28 protein-coding genes are annotated in these 19,572 nt (G+C 65.8%); 27 read left to right on the plus strand and 1 reads right to left on the minus strand.

Translation table 11 applies throughout. The features are described 5' to 3' along the window. Position 1 precedes the first annotated feature (1 nt). The 20 genes from rpsC to rplQ all read left to right on the plus strand — a co-directional run bounded on the left by rpsC (position 2) and on the right by rplQ (position 10,866). Entirely contained in the window at positions 2-691 is a 690-nt protein-coding gene (gene rpsC, locus ACO054_RS04895) for a 30S ribosomal protein S3 (protein WP_421709324.1), read from the plus strand. Positions 692-736: 45 nt separating this feature from the next. Then, positions 737-1,153 (plus strand): 50S ribosomal protein L16, encoded by a 417-nt coding sequence (rplP, locus tag ACO054_RS04900; protein WP_421709325.1) that lies wholly within the window; start codon positions 737-739, stop codon positions 1,151-1,153. 31 nt (positions 1,154-1,184) lie between these two features. Next, entirely contained in the window at positions 1,185-1,394 is a 210-nt protein-coding gene (gene rpmC, locus ACO054_RS04905) for a 50S ribosomal protein L29 (protein ID WP_421709326.1), read from the plus strand. 6 nt (positions 1,395-1,400) lie between these two features. Further along, the gene (gene rpsQ, locus ACO054_RS04910) at positions 1,401-1,688 is read left to right on the plus strand and encodes a 30S ribosomal protein S17 (protein ID WP_421709327.1); all 288 of its coding nucleotides are present in this window, start codon (positions 1,401-1,403) and stop codon (positions 1,686-1,688) included. 36 nt (positions 1,689-1,724) lie between these two features. Further along, complete coding sequence (gene rplN, locus ACO054_RS04915; RefSeq protein ID WP_375595408.1) at positions 1,725-2,093, plus strand: 50S ribosomal protein L14; 369 nt, start codon at positions 1,725-1,727, stop codon at positions 2,091-2,093. After that, the gene (rplX, locus tag ACO054_RS04920) at positions 2,093-2,416 is read left to right on the plus strand and encodes a 50S ribosomal protein L24 (protein ID WP_421709328.1); all 324 of its coding nucleotides are present in this window, start codon (positions 2,093-2,095) and stop codon (positions 2,414-2,416) included. Before rplN ends, rplX begins: the two co-directional genes overlap by 1 nt. 23 nt (positions 2,417-2,439) lie before the next feature. Next, the gene (gene rplE, locus ACO054_RS04925) at positions 2,440-2,982 is read left to right on the plus strand and encodes a 50S ribosomal protein L5 (protein ID WP_421709329.1); all 543 of its coding nucleotides are present in this window, start codon (positions 2,440-2,442) and stop codon (positions 2,980-2,982) included. A gap of 40 nt (positions 2,983-3,022) precedes the next feature. After that, positions 3,023-3,328 (plus strand): 30S ribosomal protein S14, encoded by a 306-nt coding sequence (gene rpsN, locus ACO054_RS04930; RefSeq protein ID WP_421709330.1) that lies wholly within the window; start codon positions 3,023-3,025, stop codon positions 3,326-3,328. An 18-nt stretch (positions 3,329-3,346) separates the two neighbouring features. After that, entirely contained in the window at positions 3,347-3,745 is a 399-nt protein-coding gene (gene rpsH, locus ACO054_RS04935) for a 30S ribosomal protein S8 (RefSeq protein WP_119169232.1), read from the plus strand. Positions 3,746-3,782: 37 nt separating this feature from the next. Continuing rightward, positions 3,783-4,316, plus strand: coding sequence for a 50S ribosomal protein L6 (rplF, locus tag ACO054_RS04940; protein ID WP_421709331.1), 534 nt, complete (start codon positions 3,783-3,785; stop codon positions 4,314-4,316). Positions 4,317-4,321: 5 nt separating this feature from the next. Then, on the plus strand, positions 4,322-4,684 hold the full coding sequence (rplR, locus tag ACO054_RS04945) for a 50S ribosomal protein L18 (RefSeq protein WP_421709332.1): 363 nt from the start codon (positions 4,322-4,324) through the stop codon (positions 4,682-4,684). A 38-nt stretch (positions 4,685-4,722) separates the two neighbouring features. Beyond that, positions 4,723-5,280 carry a 30S ribosomal protein S5 gene (gene rpsE, locus ACO054_RS04950; RefSeq protein WP_421709333.1) on the plus strand — a complete coding sequence of 186 codons (558 nt, stop codon included), beginning with the start codon at positions 4,723-4,725 and terminating at the stop codon, positions 5,278-5,280. A gap of 5 nt (positions 5,281-5,285) precedes the next feature. Further along, positions 5,286-5,474, plus strand: coding sequence for a 50S ribosomal protein L30 (gene rpmD / locus ACO054_RS04955; RefSeq protein ID WP_119169228.1), 189 nt, complete (start codon positions 5,286-5,288; stop codon positions 5,472-5,474). Positions 5,475-5,542: 68 nt separating this feature from the next. Next, complete coding sequence (gene rplO / locus ACO054_RS04960) at positions 5,543-6,055, plus strand: 50S ribosomal protein L15 (RefSeq protein ID WP_421709334.1); 513 nt, start codon at positions 5,543-5,545, stop codon at positions 6,053-6,055. Positions 6,056-6,151: 96 nt separating this feature from the next. Further along, positions 6,152-7,495, plus strand: coding sequence for a preprotein translocase subunit SecY (gene secY, locus ACO054_RS04965; protein WP_421709335.1), 1,344 nt, complete (start codon positions 6,152-6,154; stop codon positions 7,493-7,495). Next, positions 7,492-8,073: an adenylate kinase gene (locus tag ACO054_RS04970; protein ID WP_421709336.1), complete on the plus strand. Its 582-nt coding sequence runs from the start codon at positions 7,492-7,494 to the stop codon at positions 8,071-8,073. Before secY ends, ACO054_RS04970 begins: the two co-directional genes overlap by 4 nt. A gap of 191 nt (positions 8,074-8,264) precedes the next feature. Continuing rightward, a complete protein-coding gene (gene rpsM / locus ACO054_RS04975) occupies positions 8,265-8,642 on the plus strand; it encodes a 30S ribosomal protein S13 (protein ID WP_421709337.1) in 378 nt (125 codons plus the stop codon). Positions 8,643-8,660: 18 nt separating this feature from the next. Beyond that, positions 8,661-9,053: a 30S ribosomal protein S11 gene (gene rpsK, locus ACO054_RS04980; RefSeq protein ID WP_119169223.1), complete on the plus strand. Its 393-nt coding sequence runs from the start codon at positions 8,661-8,663 to the stop codon at positions 9,051-9,053. 203 nt (positions 9,054-9,256) lie between these two features. Then, the gene (locus ACO054_RS04985) at positions 9,257-10,273 is read left to right on the plus strand and encodes a DNA-directed RNA polymerase subunit alpha (RefSeq protein WP_421709338.1); all 1,017 of its coding nucleotides are present in this window, start codon (positions 9,257-9,259) and stop codon (positions 10,271-10,273) included. A 164-nt stretch (positions 10,274-10,437) separates the two neighbouring features. Beyond that, the gene (rplQ, locus tag ACO054_RS04990; protein ID WP_421709339.1) at positions 10,438-10,866 is read left to right on the plus strand and encodes a 50S ribosomal protein L17; all 429 of its coding nucleotides are present in this window, start codon (positions 10,438-10,440) and stop codon (positions 10,864-10,866) included. Between the two features lie 124 nt (positions 10,867-10,990). Here the strand turns inward: rplQ and ACO054_RS04995 are convergent, their stop codons facing one another. Continuing rightward, entirely contained in the window at positions 10,991-11,290 is a 300-nt protein-coding gene (locus tag ACO054_RS04995) for a hypothetical protein (RefSeq protein ID WP_421709340.1), read from the minus strand. 173 nt (positions 11,291-11,463) lie between these two features. On the opposite strand from ACO054_RS04995, the gene ACO054_RS05000 reads away from it, so the two are divergent. From ACO054_RS05000 to ACO054_RS05030, 7 genes are all read left to right on the plus strand, one after another. Next, positions 11,464-12,930: a Do family serine endopeptidase gene (locus ACO054_RS05000; RefSeq protein ID WP_421709341.1), complete on the plus strand. Its 1,467-nt coding sequence runs from the start codon at positions 11,464-11,466 to the stop codon at positions 12,928-12,930. A gap of 4 nt (positions 12,931-12,934) precedes the next feature. Beyond that, complete coding sequence (locus ACO054_RS05005) at positions 12,935-14,254, plus strand: replication-associated recombination protein A (protein WP_421709342.1); 1,320 nt, start codon at positions 12,935-12,937, stop codon at positions 14,252-14,254. 191 nt (positions 14,255-14,445) lie between these two features. After that, positions 14,446-15,108 carry a cysteine hydrolase family protein gene (locus ACO054_RS05010; RefSeq protein WP_421709343.1) on the plus strand — a complete coding sequence of 221 codons (663 nt, stop codon included), beginning with the start codon at positions 14,446-14,448 and terminating at the stop codon, positions 15,106-15,108. A gap of 248 nt (positions 15,109-15,356) precedes the next feature. Beyond that, the gene (gene crcB, locus ACO054_RS05015; RefSeq protein WP_421709344.1) at positions 15,357-15,737 is read left to right on the plus strand and encodes a fluoride efflux transporter CrcB; all 381 of its coding nucleotides are present in this window, start codon (positions 15,357-15,359) and stop codon (positions 15,735-15,737) included. A gap of 7 nt (positions 15,738-15,744) precedes the next feature. Then, positions 15,745-16,752, plus strand: a complete 1,008-nt coding sequence (locus tag ACO054_RS05020; protein ID WP_421709345.1) for an RluA family pseudouridine synthase — start codon at positions 15,745-15,747, stop codon at positions 16,750-16,752. 4 nt (positions 16,753-16,756) lie between these two features. Then, entirely contained in the window at positions 16,757-17,431 is a 675-nt protein-coding gene (locus ACO054_RS05025) for an HAD-IA family hydrolase (RefSeq protein WP_421709346.1), read from the plus strand. Beyond that, positions 17,428-19,554 carry an AsmA family protein gene (locus ACO054_RS05030; protein WP_421709347.1) on the plus strand — a complete coding sequence of 709 codons (2,127 nt, stop codon included), beginning with the start codon at positions 17,428-17,430 and terminating at the stop codon, positions 19,552-19,554. Before ACO054_RS05025 ends, ACO054_RS05030 begins: the two co-directional genes overlap by 4 nt. The last annotated feature ends 18 nt before the right edge of the window (positions 19,555-19,572 follow it).

Genomic DNA, 19,572 nt, shown 5'->3' on the forward strand with positions numbered 1-19,572 from the left:
CATGGGTCACAAAGTCAATCCGATCGGTCTGCGTCTCGGCATCAACCGCACCTGGGACTCGCGCTGGATCGCCGGCAAGGATTACGCCGACCTTCTGCACGAAGACCTCAAGCTGCGCGCCTTCCTGAAGAAGCGCTTGAGCCAGGCCGGCGTGTCGAAAGTCGTGATCGAGCGGCCCGCCAAACGTGCGCGGATTACCATCCACACGGCCCGGCCGGGCGTGGTGATCGGCAAGAAGGGTGCCGACATCGAGAAGCTGCGCAGCGAGCTGTCGAAGATGACCGGCGGTGAAGTGCACCTCTCCATCGTCGAGATCCGCAAGCCGGAGATCGATGCGCAGTTGATCGCCGATTCCATCGCGCAGCAGCTTGAGCGGCGCGTGGCCTTCCGCCGTGCGATGAAGCGCGCGGTGCAGGCGGCGATGCGGCTCGGTGCCCAGGGCATCCGGATCAACTGCGGCGGCCGTCTGGGCGGCGCGGAGATCGCGCGCACCGAGTGGTATCGCGAGGGGCGCGTGCCTCTGCACACTCTGCGCGCCGACATCGATTACGGCGTTTCCACGGCGATCACGACCTACGGCACCTGCGGGGTCAAGGTCTGGGTCTTCAAGGGCGAGATCCTGGCGCACGATCCCTTGGCCAGCGAGAAGCGCCACACCGAATTGCAGACCGGCCCGGCCGGTCGCGGCTAACCGCGCTACCGCGCGCCTGGACGTTCGAGAAGGACTGGAAGAGAGATGCTGCAGCCGAAGCGCACAAAATTCCGCAAGCAGCACAAGGGCCGCATCCACGGCTCTGCCAAAGGCGGAACGACGCTGGCCTTCGGTCAGTACGGGCTGAAGGCGACCACGCCGGAGCGGATTTCCGCGCGCCAGATCGAGGCCGCGCGCCGTGCCATCACGCGCCACATGCGCCGCGTCGGCAAGCTCTGGATCCGCGTGTTCCCGGACGTGCCCGTGTCGCAGAAGCCAGCCGAGGTGCGCCAGGGCAAGGGTAAGGGCTCTCCCGAGTGGTGGGCCTGCCGGGTCAAGCCGGGCCGTATCATGTTCGAGCTCGACGGCGTGTCCGAAGAGCTGGCGCGCGAGGCCTTTATCCGCGCTGCCGCCAAGTTGCCGGTGCGTACCAAGTTCGTCGCTCGTCCGACGGCCGACTGAGGCCCAGGCGGGAGACAGGGAGTAGGGTGAGATGAAAGTGACCGATCTGCGCACCAAGAGCGAAGACGAGTTGAAGCAGGATCTGCTGGGTCTGCGTAAGGAGGCCTTCAATCTGCGCTTCCAGGCAGCCAGCGGCCAGCTCGAGAATACGACGCGCAAGCGGCTGGTGCGCCGTGACATCGCGCGCATCAAGACGATCCTGCGCGAGCGGACCGCTCAGGCGCAGGCCAACAAGGAGTAAGTCACCATGCCGCGTCGCGTCCTGCAGGGCACCGTGGTGTCGACCAAGATGAACAAGACGGTCACCGTTCAGGTCGAACGCCGCGTCATGCACCCGCTGTACAAGAAGTTCATCAAGAACTCGAAGCGCTACCACGCGCATGACGAGGAAAACCGCTGCCAGGAAGGCGAGACCGTCCGCATCGTCGAGTGCGCGCCGATCTCGAAGTCCAAGAAGTGGAAAGTGATTTACACCGGTGCCCAGGACGGAGCCGTCCAAGGCGGGGCGGCCGACACTGGCGCGACACAGGGCTGATTTCGGTCCGGTACGAGGGTTTAGGAGTAGAGCGTCATGATTCAGATGCAGACGAACCTCGACGTGGCCGATAACTCGGGTGCGCGCAGGGTGCAGTGCATCAAGGTGCTGGGCGGATCGAACCGGCGCTTTGCCAGCGTCGGTGATGTGATCGTCGTCTCGGTCAAGGAGGCGATCCCGCGCGGCCGCGTGAAGAAGGGCGACGTGCATCGCGCCGTCATCGTGCGGACGGCGAAGGACCTGCGCCGGGCCGACGGCACGACGATCCGGTTCGACCGCAACGCGGCGGTGCTGCTGAACAAGCAGAACGAGCCGATCGGTACGCGTATTTTCGGTCCGGTGACCCGCGAACTGCGCGCCAAGCGGTTCATGAAGATCGTTTCGCTGGCGCCCGAGGTGCTGTGATGAAGAAAGTGAAGATCAAGAAGGGCGATCGGGTGATCGTCGTCGTCGGCCGCTCCAAGGGTGTGGTCGGCGAGGTGCTGCGGGTCGACCGTCAGGACGACCGCGTGCTCGTCCAGGGCGCCAACCTGGTCAAGCGCCATCAGCGGCCGAGTGCCCAGAACCCGCAGGGCGGGATCGTCGAGATGGAGGCCCCGATCCACATCTCGAACGTCGCCCACGTCGACCCGGAGGCGAGCGATCGCCCGACCCGTGTCGGTTACCGTTTCGTCGAGGGCCGCAAGGTGCGCTTCGCCAAGCGCTCCGGCGCGCCGATCGACAGCTAAAGACGCGACTGAGGACGAGATCCATGGCTGCCCGCATGCGTGAGCACTATCAGACGGTCGTCAAGCCGGCCATGAAAGAGGCCTACGGCTACAAGAACGACTTCCAGGTGCCGAAGCTCGAGAAGATCGTGATCAACATGGGCGTCGGCGAGGCGGTCGCGGATCGCAAGAAGCTCGACAGCGCCGTTCAGGAGCTTTCGGCCATCTCCGGCCAGAAGCCGGTGGTGACCAAGGCGCGCAAGTCGATCGCCGGCTTCAAACTGCGCGAGGGCATGGCGATCGGCTGCAAGGTCACGCTGCGCCGCGAGCGGATGTATGAGTTCCTCGACCGTCTGGTGAACATCGCCTTGCCGCGCGTCCGCGACTTCCGCGGTCTCAACGGCAAGTCCTTCGACGGACGCGGCAACTTTTCGATGGGCCTGAAGGAACAGCTGGTCTTTCCGGAGATCGAATACGACCAGATCGACGAGGTCCGGGGTATGGATATCGTGATCTGCACCACGGCCAAGAACGACGAGGAGGCCCGTGCGCTCCTCGCCAACTTCGACATGCCGTTCCGGCAGTAGTTCAACGGCTACGACGGATAACGGCGAAAGGGTAGACGCAATGGCTAAGAAGTCTGCAGTAGAGAAGAACAAGCGACGCCAGAGAATGGCCAAGCGTTTTGCGGCCAAGCGGGCGGAGCTCAAGGCGGTCGCCAAAGACCGTTCGCTGCAGCCGGAAGAGCGCTTCCAGGCGTTCCTCAAGCTTGCGGAGTTGCCGCGCAACGCGTCCAAGACGCGCGTGCGCAACCGCTGCGAAGTGACGGGCCGGCCGCGTGGCTTCTACCGTCGTCTGAAGATGTCTCGCATTGCCCTGCGCGACCTGGCCTCGACCGGCCAGATTCCGGGCATGGTCAAGTCGAGCTGGTAGGGAAGGAGTAGCGGCGTCATGGCTATGAGCGATCCCCTCGGGGACCTGCTGACCCGCATTCGCAACGCGCAGCGTGCCGGCAAGTCCGCGGTTCTTACACCGCATTCGAAGCTGCGCCTGAACGTGCTGGACGTGTTGAAGCGCGAGGGCTACATCCGCGACTACGCGGAGGGCAGCGACGACCGCGGTCACGGGCAGATCGAGGTGCAGTTGAAGTACCACGACGGCGCTCCGGTGATCCGCGAGATCGCCCGCGTGTCCAAGCCCGGGCGGCGCGTCTATTCGAAGATCAAGGAGCTGCCGCGCTTCTACAACGGTCTCGGCATCGCGATCCTCTCGACGCCGAAGGGCGTGATGGCTGACCATCAGGCGCGGGCCGAGAACGTGGGCGGCGAGGTACTCTGCCGCGTCTTCTAAGACGCCGGTCGGAGGGTTCGAACGGAGTGAGAGTGACATGTCGCGCGTAGGTAACAATCCGGTCGAGGTGCCCGGCGGTGTCGATGTCAAGGTCGACGGTCGCACGGTCACGGCCAAGGGCAAGCTGGGTCAGTTGAGCTACACCTCGACCGACGACGTAGCCATTGCGCTCGACGGCGGTCAGGTGACCGTGAAGCCGGTCGACAATTCGAAGCAGGCCCGCGCCATGTGGGGCACGGCCCGCGCCCGGATCCAGAACCTGGTAATTGGGGTGAACGAGGGCTTCACGAAGAACCTCGAGATCACAGGTGTCGGCTACCGTGCGGCGGTACAGGGCAAGACCCTGAACCTGCAGCTCGGCTACAGCCACGACATCAACTATCCGATCCCCGAGGGTCTGACCGTCAAGTGCGAGCGGCCGACGGCCATCTCGATCCACGGGGCGGACAAGCAACTGGTCGGGCAGATGGCGGCGGTGGTCCGTGCCATGCGCGGACCGGAGCCCTACAAGGGCAAGGGCATTCGCTACGCCGACGAGCAGATCATCCGCAAGGAAGGCAAGAAGAAGTAACCGCCATGCTGAGCAAATCCAAAGTTCTGCGCCGCCGTGCCCGCCGGGTTCGCAACGACCTGAGCAAGAAGGCCCGCGGGCGTCCGCGCCTCAGCGTCTTTCGCTCCTCGAAGCATATCTATGCGCAGGTGATCGACGACGCCCAGGGCGTGACCCTGGCGGCGGCGTCGAGCCTCGACAAGGATCTGCGGCCCCAGCTCAAGACTGGGGCCGACCGGGCCGCGGCGGAGGCCGTTGGCAAGCTGTTGGCCGAGCGCGCCAAGTCCAAGGGCGTCGAGCAGGTGGTTTTCGACCGTGGCGCTTACATCTATCACGGCCGGGTGAAGGCCCTGGCCGACGCCGCACGGACCGGCGGCTTGAACTTCTAAGCCTGGTTCGCAGCGGGCAGAAACGGGACTGAGAGACTATGGCACGACCCTCACGTGACGATCGCCGCGAAGACTCGGACATCGTCGATAAGCTCGTCGGCATCAACCGCGTGGCCAAGGTGGTCAAGGGCGGCCGTCGCTTCGGCTTCGCCGCGCTCGTGGTGGTCGGCGATCAGCGCGGCCGCGTCGGCTTCGGCCACGGCAAGGCGCGCGAGGTGCCTGAGGCGATCCGCAAGGCGACCGAGTCCGCAAAGAAGGGCATGGTGCGCGTGCCGCTGCGCGAAGGCCGCACGCTGCATCACGACATGCGCGGCGTCTTCGGCGCCGGTCGCGTGGTGATGCGCGCCGCGCCTCCGGGCACCGGGATCATCGCCGGCGGCCCGATGCGCGCCATTTTCGAGTGTCTTGGCGTTCAGGATGTGGTGGCCAAGTCGATGGGGACGCAAAACCCCTACAACATGATCCAGGCCACCTTCGAGGCTTTGAAGGACATGCAGTCGCCGCGCATGGTCGCGCAGCGCCGTGGCAAGAAGGTCTCCGACATCGTCGGTAAGCGCGGCGAGCCGGCCTCGAACGGCGCCGAGATCACGGAGTAAGGACCATGGCGGCCAAGAAGAAGAGCGTGAAGGTGCAGCAGATCAGCAGCGGCCACGGTCGCAAGCCGGGGCAGGCGGATACGCTGAAGGGGCTTGGTCTGCGCCGTATCGGTCATGTGCGCGAGCTGGAGGATACGCCCGCTGTGCGCGGAATGATCGAGAAGATCCCCCACTTGGTGCGAGTGGTCGAATAAGCCCGTCGCTGGAGTGGCGGCGCGGGAGCCTTGGGAGGCGCCCGCTGGACGAGAAGGACGCAGGTGAGATGAAGCTCAACGAGCTGGCTGACAATTCAGGTGCCCGCAAGGCCCGCAAGCGCGTCGGTCGCGGCATCGGTTCCGGCTTGGGCAAGACCTCGGGCAAGGGGCACAAGGGCGCCAAAGCCCGCAGCGGCGTTGCCATCAAGGGATTCGAGGGCGGTCAGATGCCGTTGCATCGCCGTCTGCCGAAGCGCGGCTTCACCAACATCTTCCGGCGCAACTACGTTGAGGTGAACCTCGGCCGGTTGCAAGCGGCGATCGATGCCGGCAAGCTGGATGCTGCGCAGCCGATCGACGCTGCGGCCATGCAGGCGGCGGGGCTGTTCAAACGATCGCGAGATGGCGTGCGTCTGCTTGCGAACGGCGAGTTGAAAGCCAAAGTTAACGTAACCGTGGCCGGTGCCTCCAAGGGCGCCCTGGAGGCGGTCGAGAAGGCCGGTGGATCCGTGACGGTGACGGCGCCAAAGAAGGCCGCCGCCTCGCAAGCGTCGGGTGAAACCGCCGGAGAGACGGCCTAGCCGAGAGGCCCGGATGGCGGTTCGGGCCGAGGCCCCAGACCAACGAGGAGGCGCGCGGTAGATTGGGCCGCAGGCTCCGGGACCGAGACGAGGGATATGGCTTCAGCCGCTGAACAACTTGCCGCAAACATAAATTTCGGCGCTCTTGCGAAGGCGACGGAACTCAAGCAGCGCATCTGGTTCACGCTAGGTGCGCTGATTGTCTATCGGCTGGGAACTTACATCCCCGTGCCGGGCATCGATCCGGGGCAGCTCGCGCTGATCTTCGCGCAGCACCAGGGTGGGGTCCTCGGCGTCTTCGACATGTTCGCCGGCGGCGCGCTGGGTCGCATGACGATCTTCGCGCTCAACATCATGCCGTACATTTCGGCCGCCATCATCATGCAGCTGCTCACGGCGGTGAATCCGACCTTGGAGCAGTTGAAGAAAGAAGGTGAAACGGGCCGCAAGAAGATCAACCAGTACACGCGCTACGGCACGGTGGTGCTGGCAATCTTCCAGTCCTACGGAATCGCGGTGGGCCTGGAGAGCATGGGCGGGCCCGGCGGCTCGGCGGTGATCGACCCGGGGCTCTACTTCCGGATCACGACGGTCATCACGCTGACCGGCGGCACCATCTTCCTGATGTGGCTGGGCGAACAGATCACGCAGCGCGGCGTGGGCAACGGTATTTCGCTGATCATCTTCGCGGGGATCGTGGCGAATCTGCCCTTCGCGCTGGCCTCGACCCTGGAGTTGGGACGTACCGGCGCCCTGTCCACCGGCTTCATCCTCTTCATCATCTTGATGGCCGTGGTGGTGATCGCCTTCATCGTCTTCATGGAGCGGGCGCAGCGTCGGATCCTGGTGCAGTATCCGAAGCGCCAGGTCGGCAACAAGATGTTCGGCGGAGAGGCGTCGCACCTGCCATTGAAGTTGAACCCAGCCGGTGTGATCCCGCCAATCTTCGCCTCGTCGCTGCTCTTGATGCCGCTGACGGTGGCGGGCTTCAGCGGCGGTCAGGCGACCGGCTGGCTGGGTACCGTGACCGCCTATTTGGGCCACGGGCAGCCGCTCTATATGGCGCTTTATGTCGGCCTGATCATCTTCTTCGCTTTCTTCTACACGGCCATCGTCTTCAATCCGGCCGATACGGCTGAGAACCTCAAGAAGCACGGCGGCTTCATTCCCGGGATCCGCCCGGGCAAGAATACGGCTGACTATCTGAACCATGTGCTCATGCGCCTGGTGACAGTCGGCTCGCTCTATCTCGGACTGGTTTGCCTCCTGCCGGAGCTGTTGATCAGCCAGTACTCCGTGCCCTTCTATTTCGGCGGCACCAGCCTGCTGATCGTCGTGTCCGTGACCATGGACACGGTGGCGCAGATTCACTCGCATCTGCTGGCACACCAGTACGAAGGTCTCGTCAAGAAGGCCAAGTTGAGGGGGAGACGGGGATGAATGTCATTTTGCTCGGCCCGCCGGGGGCCGGGAAGGGAACCCAGGCGCAGCGCCTGCAGGAACGGCACGGGATGAAGCAGCTCTCGACGGGCGAGATGCTGCGGGCCGCCGTCGCCTCCGGCAGTGAATTGGGGCGGCAGGCCAAGGAGATCATGGATGCCGGGCAACTGATGCCCGACGATCTGATGGTCGAGATGATTTCCGACCGGATCGCCCAGCCGGATTGTGCCCAAGGCTTTATTCTCGATGGTTTCCCGCGGACGGTGCGCCAAGCGGAGGCCCTGGACGAGATGCTTGCGGCCAAGGGCTTGAGGCTGCATGCGGTGATCGAGGTCAGGGTGGACGACGAAGTGCTGGTCGACCGGATCGAGACCCGCATCGCGGAGTCCCAGACGGTTCGCTCGGACGACAATGTCCAGACCCTGAAGAAGCGGCTGGCGGTCTATCACGCTCAGACTGCGCCGATCCTGCCGTATTACGCAGGCAAGGGGCGGCTGGTCACGGTCGACGGCATGAAGTCGATCGATCAGGTCAGCGACGAGATCGAAGCGATCCTGACGGCGGCCGTCGCCAACTGACGGTGGCCGAGCCCCCTGACCGGGGGCGGTTAAGACGAACGGGAAAAAGCCCGGTTCGCGACTTGACGGAGCAGGTGGAGGTCCTATACTCCGCGCTCCCTCGGCGCGACGCGGTTGCCGGGGTTTTCCTATTGGGAACAGACGAAAAGCGTCCGCGGAGCGCGGGCGTTGTGTTTTGGGGAGACCACCACGTGGCCCGTATTGCTGGCGTCAACATTCCGAGCAACAAGCGCGTTCATATCGCGCTGACCTATATTCACGGGATCGGCCCGGCCAAGGCCGGAGAGATCTGCGGAAAGGTCGGGATCGCCGAAAGCCGTCGCGTCAACGAACTGACCGATGACGAGGTCGTGCGCATTCGCGAGACCATCGACCAGGATTATCTGGTCGAGGGCGATTTGCGCCGCGAAGTGGCGATGAACATCAAGCGCTTGATGGACCTGGGCTGCTATCGCGGCCTGCGTCACCGCAAGGGTCTGCCGGTTCACGGTCAGCGCACTCACACCAACGCGCGCACGCGCAAAGGGCCGGCTCGTCCGATCGCGGGCAAGAAAAAGGCCACTCGGTAAGGCATCAAGGCAGATATCATGGCGAAACCCCAACAGACCCGCGTTCGCCGCCGCGAGCGGAAGAACATCACCAACGGCATCGCGCATGTGGTGGCGAGCTTCAACAACACGACGGTGACCATCACCGACGTTCAGGGCAACACCATCTCCTGGTCGTCGGCCGGGTCCGTGGGCTTCAAAGGCTCGCGCAAGTCGACGCCCTTCGCCGCGCAGATGGCGGCCGAGGATGCCGGCAAGAAGGCCCAGGAACACGGCATGCGCACCCTTGAGGTGAACGTGAAGGGGCCGGGCTCCGGACGTGAGTCGGCCTTGCGCGCCCTGCAGGCAACCGGTTTTCAGATCACCGCGATTCGCGACGTGACGCCGGTGCCGCACAACGGCTGCCGCCCGCCGAAGCGTCGGCGCGTCTAGCCGGTCGTTGTCACGGTCCCGCCAGGGGCCGTACCACCGCCGCCCGACGCAGTGAGCGCGTTTCCGGCTTTTGCGAGCGCCGGACGTGCTCGGGACAGGGCGGCTCGTCAGACGGCGGGCAGCGGCGGAACGCAAGAGCAGCGTTTTCCGCCGTTTCGTCGTTCGACATTCGCTCGCAGCGAGAGGCCTTGAGGCTGAAAATCATGATGCAGAAAAACTGGACCGAATTGATCAAGCCGAACAAGCTCGACATCCAGTCGGGCAGCGACGCCCAGCGGCTTGCCAAGGTCGTCGCCGAGCCGTTGGAGCGTGGGTTCGGACTCACTTTGGGCAACGCGTTGCGGCGCGTTCTGCTGTCGTCCCTGCAGGGGGCCGCGGTCACGGCGGTGCAGATCGACGGCGTGCTGCACGAGTTCTCCTCGATCCCGGGTGTGCGCGAAGACGTCACCGACGTCGTGCTGAACATCAAGGGACTTGCCCTGCGCATGCACGGCGAGGGGCCGAAGCGCATTCGCCTGCGGGCCGACGGCCCGGGCGAGGTCACGGCGGGTCAGATCGAGACCGGTCCGGATATCGAGGTGATGAACCCCGGTCTGGTCATCTGCACGCTCGATGACGGCGCCCGCATCGACATGGAGATGACGGTCGCCGCCGGTAAGGGCTACGTGCCCGGCAGTCAGAACCGCCAGGAAGACTCCCCGATCGGCCTGATCCCGGTCGACTCGCTCTTTTCGCCGGTGCGCCGCGTTGCCTACCGCGTCGAAAACACGCGCGTCGGACAGGTGACCGACTACGACAAGCTGACCATGGATGTCGAAACCGACGGCACCGTCACGCCGGACGACGCCGTCGCCCTGGCCGCGCGGATCCTGCAGGACCAGTTGCAGCTCTTCATCAACTTCGAGGAGCCGAAGGTTCGCGAGGTGGCCGAGGAGCGGGCCGAGCCGCCGTTCAACAAGAACCTGCTGCGCAAGGTCGACGAACTGGAGCTGTCCGTCCGTTCGGCCAACTGCCTGAAGAACGACAACATCATCTACATCGGCGATCTGGTTCAGAAGACCGAGGCGGAGATGTTGCGGACGCCGAACTTCGGCCGCAAGTCCTTGAACGAGATCAAGGAAGTGCTGTCCCAGATGGGACTGCATCTGGGTATGGAAATCCCGGACTGGCCGCCGGACAACATCGAAGACCTGGCCAAGAAGCTGGAGGAGCCGTTTTAGGACGGTCTTTTCGGGGGTTTTTCACCCTCGATCTCCGAAGTTCGGGGTCGCGCCGACCCCAACCGCGCGTACCGAAGTCGCCGGCTCTGCCGGGGCGTCGGGCGGGCGGCCGATCGATCCGCTTCGCGCCGCGAAGCCCAGCGTAATGGAAGGAGTGACCCGACATGCGTCACGGAAATTCAGGCCGGAAACTCAACCGGACTCCGTCGCACCGCAAGGCCATGTTCGCGAACATGGCGGCGTCCTTGATCAAGCACGAGCAAATCGTGACCACCTTGCCGAAGGCGAAGGACCTGCGCCGGGTTACCGACCGCCTGATCTCGCTGGGCAAGAAGGGCGGACTGGCGAACCGCCGCTTGGCCTTGGCCACCCTGCGCAACGACGAACTGGTCAGGAAGCTCTTCGGCGAGCTGTCCGAGCGCTACAAGGAGCGGCCGGGCGGCTACACGCGGGTTCTGAAGGCGGGCTTCCGCTACGGCGACATGGCGCCGCTGGCAGTTATCGAGCTCGTCGACCGGAACCCCGACGCCAAGGGGCAGGACTCCGGCCCGACCGCCGAAAAAGTGGACGAGGACGAAGAGACCGAGGAGTGAGACTCGGCCTCGGCCGGCCGGTAAAGACCGGTTGGCTTATGATGCGGTTCGAAGACAGCAGGGCGGCGCCAGCGGCGCCGCCCTTGCTTTGTCGGCAGCATCCTGCCAATGGCGACCTGCTGCCTTACCGCCCGAGGGGGCGTTCGTAGAGCTTGCTGCCCGTGGTCGTATCGAGGGCGATAAAGACGGCCTCTCCCTCGGGATTGAGGCCCTGGAGTTCGATCTGGTTGTCGAACCCGTTGCTGTCCCTGAGCCGGAGTTCGCTATAGCCGAGTCGCTCCAGCTTGGCCATCGCGCTGCCGGGGTTCACGCTGCTCTGATCGTTCGGATCGCCGTCCTGCGCGGCGGCGAGGCCCCCGGCGAGTGCGATCAGCAGAGCTGTGGCCAAGACGGCGAAACGGCGTCCAAGTGATCTTCCGTTCATCGTTGCGGGCTCCTCTTGTCGTAATCCCTCCACTTGCCTTGTACATCAAGGAGCGTCGGGTTCCGTCGCTGTCCGACGCACCTTGATCGCACTCTAGCCACTACCCGCGGCGAAGCCTCTTGCTCTATATGCTACTAAAGATGAGAAGCGGCCGCCTTGTCTGACAAGGGCGCATGGTGAAGGAGACCGTTGGCATGTGGGTCTGGAGCGGCAGGAGCATCTGGAGGCGGTCTCTGTCCGCCCTCCTGGGTTTGGGAGCTGTCGCCGCACTCCTCCTCCCGCTTCCGGCGACCGCGCAGCAGCGGGTGGTGCCGGAAAGCCGGGAGGAGATGCAGCTGTCCTTCGCTCCGGTGGTTCGGGAGGTCGCCCCCGCCGTCGTCAACATCTTCGCCAGCAAGACGGTGACGCAGCGCCGGTCGCCGATGTTCGACGATCCCTTCTTCCGCCGTTTTTTCGGCGAGGATTTCGGCGTGTTCGGGCAGCCGCGCGAGCGCAACCAGAATTCGCTCGGTTCGGGCGTGATCGTCGATGCCTCGGGGCTGGTGGTGACCAACCATCATGTCATCGCGGGGGCCGACGAAATCCGCGTGGTTCTGGCCGACCGCCGTGAGTTCGCGGCGGAAATCCTGCTGGAGGACCCGCGCACGGATCTCTCGATCCTGCGTCTCCAGGGGGAAGTCTCCGATCTGCCCGTGGCGGCTTTTCGCAACTCCGACGACATCGAGGTCGGCGACCTGGTGCTGGCGATCGGAAACCCCTTCGGCGTCGGTCAGACGGTGACCAGCGGGATCGTCTCGGCTACGGCGCGGACTCAGGTCGGGGTCACCGACTACAGCTTCTTCATCCAGACGGATGCGGCCATCAACCCCGGCAACTCGGGTGGGGCGCTCGTGACCTTGGACGGACGGCTGATCGGGATCAACACGGCTATCTACTCACGCGGCGGAGGCTCCATTGGGATCGGCTTCGCCGTGCCAAGCAATATGGTGGCCACGGTCGTCGCCGGCGCGCGCGAAGGCGGCGTCGTGCGCCGCCCCTGGGCCGGTGCCCAGGGGCAGTCGATGACCGCCGATCTCGCCGCTGCCGTCGGCTTGTCGCGCGCGGCCGGGGTGATGGTCGGCGAGGTCTACCCCGGCGGTCCGGCCGATCGCGCCGGCCTCGCGCAGGGGGACGTGGTGCTGGCGGTCGGCGGCCAGCCGGTCGACGACACCCAGTCCTTGCGGTACCGCCTGGCGACCCTGCGTCTCGGCACGCAGACCGATCTGCAGGTGTGGCGCGACGGCGGCGAGCTGTCGCTTGCCCTGTCGTTGGAGGTACCGCCGGAGACGCCGCCGCGCAATCCCACGCGCCTGAGCGGCCGTCATCCCCTGGGCGGGGCGGTGGTGGCCAACCTCTCACCGGCTCTGGCCGACGAACTCGATCTGGACGGGGTCTGGCGCGGCGTCGTCGTGTTGGAGGTTCCGCGCAACTCGGACGCACGTCGCTTCGGTTTCCGCCGTGGCGACGTGCTTCACGAGGTCAACGGGCAGGCCGTGCAGACCGTCAGCCAGTTCGGCGTCGCGGTCGATGCTGCGGCGGGCCGTTGGCAGATGCGGGTCGAGCGCGAAGGGCGCATCCGCTCCGTCGACTTCTCCGGCTGACGCCATGTCCCTGTTCGAAAGTCAGGCGCCGCGCCCGCTCGCTGACAAGCTACGGCCGGAAACCCTCGAACAGGTGGTGGGACAGCAGCATGTCCTGGCGGAGGAGGCGCCGCTGGGGCGCATGCTGGCGCAACGCCGGCTCGCGTCTCTGGTGCTCTGGGGACCGCCGGGCTGCGGCAAGACCACCATCGCGCGCCTGCTCGCCGAGGCGGCCGACCTGGAGTTCGAGCCACTGTCCGCCGTTTTCTCGGGCGTGGCCGATCTGCGCAAGGTCTTCGAGCGGGCCCGTCAGCGGCGCGTGGCGGGACGTGGAACGCTTCTCTTCGTCGACGAGATCCATCGTTTCAACCGGGCTCAGCAGGACGGTTTCCTGCCGTTCGTCGAGGACGGCACCGTGGTGCTGGTCGGGGCAACCACCGAGAACCCCTCTTTCGAACTCAACGCCGCGCTGCTGTCGCGTTGCCAGGTCCTGGTGCTCAAGCGCCTCGACCACGACGCGCTCGGCGAACTGGTCCGGCGTGCCGAAGTCGAACTGGGGCGGCCGCTGCCCCTGACCGCCGAAGCGCGCGAAGCGCTGCTGGCCCTGGCCGACGGCGACGGCCGCTACCTGCTCAACCTCGTGGAGGAACTGGCGACCCTGCCGCCGTCTCCCCAGCGCGATCCGGTGGGTCTGGCTGAGATCGTCCAGCGCCGCATGCCGCTCTACGACAAGAGCCAGGAGGCGCACTACAACCTGATTTCCGCACTGCACAAGTCGCTGCGGGGCTCGGACACCGATGCAGCCCTCTATTGGCTGGCGCGGATGCTGGCCGGCGGCGAAGATCCCAACTACATCGCGCGACGCCTGGTCCGATTCGCCGTGGAGGACGTGGGCCTCGCGGACCCCAATGCCTTGCCGCAGGCCATCGCGGCCTGGGAGGCTTACGAGCGTCTCGGCTCGCCGGAGGGCGAACTGGCCGTCGCCCAGTGCACGATCTATCTGGCGACCGCGCCCAAGTCCAATGCCGCCTACCGGGCCTTCAGTGCCGCCCGGCGCAGCGCGAAGGAGACCGGCTCCCTTTCGCCGCCGCTGCACATTCTCAACGCGCCGACGGGTCTGATGCGCGACCTGGGCTACGGCGCCGGTTACGCCTACGATCACGATGCGGAAGACGGCTTCTCGGGCCAATCCTATTTCCCGGAAGACCTGCCCCGCGAGCGTTTCTATCGGCCCGTGGAGCGGGGTTTCGAACGCGAGATCGCCAAGCGGCTCGACTACTGGGAGCGGCTGCGCGCCCACCGTCAGGCCCAAGCGGAAGAAAACGGCGGCGAGCCAGACACTTAACCGGACTGTAGAGCGGGTCGGGGGGAGGGGCCCTGACTAAAGCCTTGCGTACCCGGCGAGGCGGTCATGCATTCCCCAGGGTTGTTCCCCAAGTCGGCGAGCTTATTGTCACCGCAACAAAGCGGTAGGTCGAACCGGGTGTTCCGCCTTCCGCTCCGGACCCCTCAAACGGTGAGACTGCTCTTCGCGACATGCCCGAGTACAACGTTCTCGAACGCGACCGTGTCGCCCTGCTGACCATCGACCTGCAGCGCGATTTCGCGCGGGCCGATTCGCCTATCAGGACCAGCGGTGTCGGCGGTAGCACGCCGAACATCAAACGTCTGGTCGAGGGCTTTCGCGAGGCCGGAAAGCCGATCCTGCACGGGGTCCGCTTCTACCGGCCGGATGGCTCCAACGTCGATCTCTGCCGCCGCGGCGCCGTCGAAGAAGGACTGCGGGTCCTGATGCCGGGCACGCGAGGGGCCGAACTTTGGGACTGCATCAAACCCAGCGACGCCGTTCGTCTGGATGCGGAAAGCCTGCTCGCCGGTGACATGCAACAGATCGCTGAGCGGGAGTTCGTGTTCTACAAGCCCCGCTGGGGCGCCTTTTACGGCACCGCGTTGCAGGAGCAGTTGGACAAGCTCGACGTCAGCACCCTCGTGGTGACGGGCTGCAACTTCCCGACTGGCACGCGCGCCTCCGTCTACGAAGCCTCGGCGCGGGATTACCGTGTGGTGGTCGGCTCCGACGCCGTTTGCGATGCCAGTGACGACGCTCTGCGCGAGCTGGGCCGTCTGGGCGTCTATCAGATGACCACCGACGCCTGCCTTGCCTGGATGAAAGGCGTGCGGACCGCCACGGCTGCCTAGTGTCGCGACCGGCTATCGGTGGAGCTGCCGCACGCCGGTAGCACGTGCGTCCACCCGTAACGTTCTTCGGGTCTGTCGCTCTGGTTCTTCTCGGCGCTCTCTGTTAGAGCAGGCCTGCATGACTGGCTGGAGCCTCGTTGCGTCATCCAACGGGCGAGGCCATCGAAGCGATGGAGCCCACTCTCTCACAAGGTTGCAGCGCCGGTTCCTTGCCGGCCAGACCGCGCGGTTGAGTAAAGACCCGACAGATGCAGCTTGTCTTGGCGATTGCCGCCGGAGGCGCGCTCGGCGCGCTAGCCCGGCACTTCCTGGCGCAGCAGGTGACTTTGCTAGCCGGTGGCGGCTTCCCTTACGGAATCTTGGCCGTCAACGTGATCGGCTGCTTCCTGATGGGGATTCTGGTGGAGGCCTCCGCCCTGGTCTGGCAGCCCGGCGCCGCCTTGCGCGCCTTTTTGACGGTGGGCTTCCTCGGCGCCTTCACCACCTTTTCGACCTTTTCGCTCGACGTCGCCCTGCTCTACGAGCGGGGAGAACTGGCTCTGGCCGGCCTCTACGTCGCGCTCTCGGTCTTGCTGTCCGTCGGCGGCCTGTTCTTCGGGATCTGGCTGGTTCGGACCTTGTCCGCATGAGCAGACCATGACCGCGGTGGAAACCCGCATCGTCGCAGCCGACGAGGCCGAGCAACGGCTGGACCGCTGGTTCAAGCGTCGCTATCCCGGCCTGGGCCACGGCCGGTTGGAGAAGCTGCTGCGGACCGGACAGATCCGTGTCGACGGTAAGCGGGCCAAGGCCAACACGCGGCTGGAGGCCGGCCAAGCCATCCGGGTTCCGCCGATCGAAGGGGAAGGGGAGGAGGCCCGGCCGGCTCCCCCCAAGTCGGCGCGGCTTTCTGTGTCGGACGCCGAGGCCGAAGCCTTGCGCGCCGCGGTGCTGTTCCGCGATGCCCAGGTTCTGGCGCTCAACAAGCCGCCGGGACTGGCGGTTCAGGGCGGGCCGAAGCAGGCGAAGAATCTGGACGCGCTGTTGGATCTGCTTCGTTTCGGGGCTGACGAGCGTCCCCGCCTAGCGCACCGCCTCGACCGGGATACCTCGGGCGTCCTGTTGCTTGCCCGTACGGTTGCGGCGGCCCGGGCTCTGACCGGCGCTTTCAAGGACGATGCGGCGCGCAAGCTCTACTGGGCGCTGGTCGCCGGCAAGCCGCCCAAGGCGCGAGGCCTGATCCGTCTTGCGCTCGACAAGAGGGGCGGTCCAGGTGGCGAGAAAGTCCGGGTCGACGAAGCCGGAAAGCGGGCGGAAACCCGCTACGCGACCATCGCGGCGGCGAAGGGCGTGACCTGGTTGCTGCTGAAGCCGCTGACCGGACGGACCCACCAGTTGCGCGTTCACTGCGCCGCGCTCGGCTGCCCGATCCTGGGCGATGGGAAATACGGTGGGAAAGCGGCCTTCCGGGAGCGCTTGGACCTGCCCAAGACGATCATGCTGCATGCCCGCGAACTGGCGGTGCCGCATCCCGACGACGGCACGACGCTTCGGGTTCGGGCGCCCCTGCCGCCCGACCGGCTCGCCGTCTGGCAGCAGCTCGGTTTCGACCCCGACGACACCAAGGCGGAGAATCTAATGCAAGACATTGAAACATGGGGCTAACCGATTGAACTGGGAGCTTATTCTCTTCGACCTTGATGGTACCCTAGTAGACAGCCGGGCCGGTATCCTCCACTGCACGAACAGCGCTTTTCGGGCCTTGGGGTTGGCCCCGCCGGAAGAGCGGCAGGTCGCGCGCGTCGTGGGGCTGTCCTTGGAACTGGCGCTGGAGCGTCTGCTGCCCGAGGGCGCGGAGCATCGGGTCGTCGAGGTCACCAAAGCCTATCGCGACGCGGCGCAGGAGATGCGGGCGCGGCCCGATTTTCAGGAACCTTTATTTCCCGGAGTGCCGTCGGTTCTGAACCAACTGTCGCGGCCGGACGTTCATCTGGGAATCGCGACGGGTAAGAACCTGCGTGGACTGCGGAACACCCTGGATCGCCACGGCTTGACCTCGCTCTTCTCGACCTTGCAGACCCCGGACGTGGCGCCGAGCAAACCTCATCCCGCCATGGTCGAGCGTGCCCTCGCGGAGTGCGGCGTGGGGCGACGGCGCTGCGTGATGGTCGGGGACAGCACCTTCGACATGGAAATGGCCCGAAACGCGGGTATTCTCGCTATCGGTGTGTCTTGGGGTTATCACAGCCCTGCAGAGTTGCAAGCGGCGGGCGCAGCCGTCATCATCGACCGGCCGGTCGACCTCCCGGCCTCCCTGAACGAGCTGTTGGAGAAGATGACATGAGGATCAAGTACGTCCTGTTTGCGGTACTAGGCCTGTTCGTCGCAGTGCTGGTCGGCGGCTACATCTATCTCTCGACGCTCGATCTGGAGGCTCTGAAGGCGCGGGCGGAGGCCGAGGTCGAGAGGGCGACGGGTCGGGAACTGACCATTGCCGGTCCGGTCGATCTGGCTATCGGACTGCGGCCGGCCATCGCGGTGGAGCAGGTGACCCTGGCCAACGCCGACTGGGGCAGCCGGCCGCAGATGGTCACCCTGGAGCGTTTCGAGCTGGAGCTCGACCTTCTTCCGCTGATCTCGGGTGACGTACAGGTCAACCGGATCGTGTTGGTGCGTCCCGACATCTTGCTTGAGACCGACCCGTCGGGGGCGGGTAACTGGGCCCTGGGACCGGCAGGGTCGGATGCTGCTGGCACGGAGCCCGAGCCTACCGCGCCGGAGCAGCCGGCGGAGGGCGGCGAAGCGCCCTTGATTCCGCGTGTCGTGGCGGTGGAGATCGAGGAGGGGCAGCTGGTCTTCCGCGACGGCGTCACCGAGGAGACTCTGACGCTCGGCCTCGAGTCCTTGGTCGTTCGCCAGGCCGACGGTGGGCAGGAACTGGATCTCGCCGCCACCTTCCAGGGAGCGGAGATCGCGCTTTCCGGGACGACCGGGACCGTCGATGCGGTCGTTGCCGGCGGCGACCTGCCGCTCGACCTCTCCGGCGATATCGCGGGGAATCAGGTCTCGATCAGCGGTGTCGTGGGCACGCCCATGGCCGTGCCCGCACCTGACCTCAGCTTCACCCTCGAAGGCGAGAACCTTGCCTCCTTCGCGCCGCTGGCCGGCGGCGCGGAGATCCCGCCGCTTGGGCCGTTCAGCCTCCAGGGGCAGGTGGCCAGCGAGGGCCAGCGCTACGACCTCACGGATCTGAACGTGACGATCGGCGGCAGCGATCTGCGCGGCAGCGCCAGTGCCGATCTGGCCAGCGAGCGGCCGCGGGTGACCGCGGACTTCACGTCGGACCTGATCGATCTGCAAGACTTTCAGGCGGGCCAGGGTGCCCAGACCGAAGACGGAGGCGGTACGGATGCGCAGGAGGCCGCCACGCCGGCACCGGCCGGAGACTCGCCCTACGTGATTCCCGATACGCCGCTGCCGCTGGAGGCTTTGCGGGGAGCGGACGCCACGGTGCAAGTGGCCGCCGGCGTCGTCCGCCTCGACCCGGCCCTCGAACTGACGGACCTGACGGTGGGAGTCACGCTCGAGGGAGGGAACCTCCAGGTCGCGCCCTTGCAGGCCGGATATCAGCAGAGCCGCCTGGAGGGGCAGATCGGCCTCGACGCCTCCGGCGCGACGCCCCGTCTTGCGACCCAGTTCTCGGTCGATGAGCTTGATTTCGGCCGGATTCTAAACGACCAGGGGCTGACCGACCAGGTCGAGGGCACCATGGACATCAGCATCGATTTGACCGGAAGCGGCGCGAGCCCGCGTGCGATCGCGAGCAGCCTCAACGGGTCGACCAACATCGTCAACGAGGGCGGACGTATCAGCAACCGCCTGCTGGCAATCATCGGTGCGGACTTTACCCAGGTTCTGGGGCCCTTGCTTGGCGGTCAGGACACGACGGCGCTCAACTGCATCGTCAGCCGCTTCCAGGTGACCGACGGCGTGGCGACCAGCCAGGCGCTGATCCTCGACACGGCCAGCTTCTCCCTGGCTGGGGACGGCGACGTCGATCTGCGCAGCGAGGAACTGAATCTGACCTTCGACACGGCGTCGCGCGTCCCGGCCCTTGTCTCGCTCGCCATTCCCTTCCGGGTTCAGGGCACCCTGAAGAACCCCCGCGTGGTTCCCGATCCGGTCGGTGCCCTGCGTGGCGTCGCCGGAGCGGCGGCCACCATCGCCAACCCCCTGGCCGTGCTCGGCGCCGTGGCCGGTGGTGCAGCCCTAGGCGGTGGCGACCAGGCCGACAACGCCTGCCTGACGGCCCTTGATCCGGATGCTCAGGCAGAGGCGGGCGGCGATGGCTCTGGAGTGTCGGGAGCTGTCGAAGGGGCCGGCGATACTCTACGGGACGGCGCCGAGGGGGCCGGGCAGGCGATCGAGGAGGGTGTTGATCGTCTCCGCAATCTCTTCGGCAACTAGAGTTGTTTGAAATCAGAG

The sequence above is a fragment of the Algihabitans sp. genome, assembly GCF_965226985.1.
Taxonomy (GTDB): domain Bacteria; phylum Pseudomonadota; class Alphaproteobacteria; order Kiloniellales; family DSM-21159; genus Algihabitans.

Coding starts and splice junctions, on each gene's coding strand:
- rpsC (WP_421709324.1), top strand. CDS start 2: ATGGGTCACAAAGTCAATCCGATCGGTCTGCGTCTCGGCATCAACCGC.
- rplP (WP_421709325.1), top strand. CDS start 737: ATGCTGCAGCCGAAGCGCACAAAATTCCGCAAGCAGCACAAGGGCCGC.
- rpmC (WP_421709326.1), top strand. CDS start 1,185: ATGAAAGTGACCGATCTGCGCACCAAGAGCGAAGACGAGTTGAAGCAG.
- rpsQ (WP_421709327.1), top strand. CDS start 1,401: ATGCCGCGTCGCGTCCTGCAGGGCACCGTGGTGTCGACCAAGATGAAC.
- rplN (WP_375595408.1), top strand. CDS start 1,725: ATGATTCAGATGCAGACGAACCTCGACGTGGCCGATAACTCGGGTGCG.
- rplX (WP_421709328.1), top strand. CDS start 2,093: ATGAAGAAAGTGAAGATCAAGAAGGGCGATCGGGTGATCGTCGTCGTC.
- rplE (WP_421709329.1), top strand. CDS start 2,440: ATGGCTGCCCGCATGCGTGAGCACTATCAGACGGTCGTCAAGCCGGCC.
- rpsN (WP_421709330.1), top strand. CDS start 3,023: ATGGCTAAGAAGTCTGCAGTAGAGAAGAACAAGCGACGCCAGAGAATG.
- rpsH (WP_119169232.1), top strand. CDS start 3,347: ATGGCTATGAGCGATCCCCTCGGGGACCTGCTGACCCGCATTCGCAAC.
- rplF (WP_421709331.1), top strand. CDS start 3,783: ATGTCGCGCGTAGGTAACAATCCGGTCGAGGTGCCCGGCGGTGTCGAT.
- rplR (WP_421709332.1), top strand. CDS start 4,322: ATGCTGAGCAAATCCAAAGTTCTGCGCCGCCGTGCCCGCCGGGTTCGC.
- rpsE (WP_421709333.1), top strand. CDS start 4,723: ATGGCACGACCCTCACGTGACGATCGCCGCGAAGACTCGGACATCGTC.
- rpmD (WP_119169228.1), top strand. CDS start 5,286: ATGGCGGCCAAGAAGAAGAGCGTGAAGGTGCAGCAGATCAGCAGCGGC.
- rplO (WP_421709334.1), top strand. CDS start 5,543: ATGAAGCTCAACGAGCTGGCTGACAATTCAGGTGCCCGCAAGGCCCGC.
- secY (WP_421709335.1), top strand. CDS start 6,152: ATGGCTTCAGCCGCTGAACAACTTGCCGCAAACATAAATTTCGGCGCT.
- ACO054_RS04970 (WP_421709336.1), top strand. CDS start 7,492: ATGAATGTCATTTTGCTCGGCCCGCCGGGGGCCGGGAAGGGAACCCAG.
- rpsK (WP_119169223.1), top strand. CDS start 8,661: ATGGCGAAACCCCAACAGACCCGCGTTCGCCGCCGCGAGCGGAAGAAC.
- ACO054_RS04985 (WP_421709338.1), top strand. CDS start 9,257: ATGATGCAGAAAAACTGGACCGAATTGATCAAGCCGAACAAGCTCGAC.
- rplQ (WP_421709339.1), top strand. CDS start 10,438: ATGCGTCACGGAAATTCAGGCCGGAAACTCAACCGGACTCCGTCGCAC.
- ACO054_RS04995 (WP_421709340.1), bottom strand. CDS start 11,290: ATGAACGGAAGATCACTTGGACGCCGTTTCGCCGTCTTGGCCACAGCT.
- ACO054_RS05000 (WP_421709341.1), top strand. CDS start 11,464: ATGGTGAAGGAGACCGTTGGCATGTGGGTCTGGAGCGGCAGGAGCATC.
- ACO054_RS05005 (WP_421709342.1), top strand. CDS start 12,935: ATGTCCCTGTTCGAAAGTCAGGCGCCGCGCCCGCTCGCTGACAAGCTA.
- ACO054_RS05010 (WP_421709343.1), top strand. CDS start 14,446: ATGCCCGAGTACAACGTTCTCGAACGCGACCGTGTCGCCCTGCTGACC.
- crcB (WP_421709344.1), top strand. CDS start 15,357: ATGCAGCTTGTCTTGGCGATTGCCGCCGGAGGCGCGCTCGGCGCGCTA.
- ACO054_RS05020 (WP_421709345.1), top strand. CDS start 15,745: ATGACCGCGGTGGAAACCCGCATCGTCGCAGCCGACGAGGCCGAGCAA.
- ACO054_RS05030 (WP_421709347.1), top strand. CDS start 17,428: ATGAGGATCAAGTACGTCCTGTTTGCGGTACTAGGCCTGTTCGTCGCA.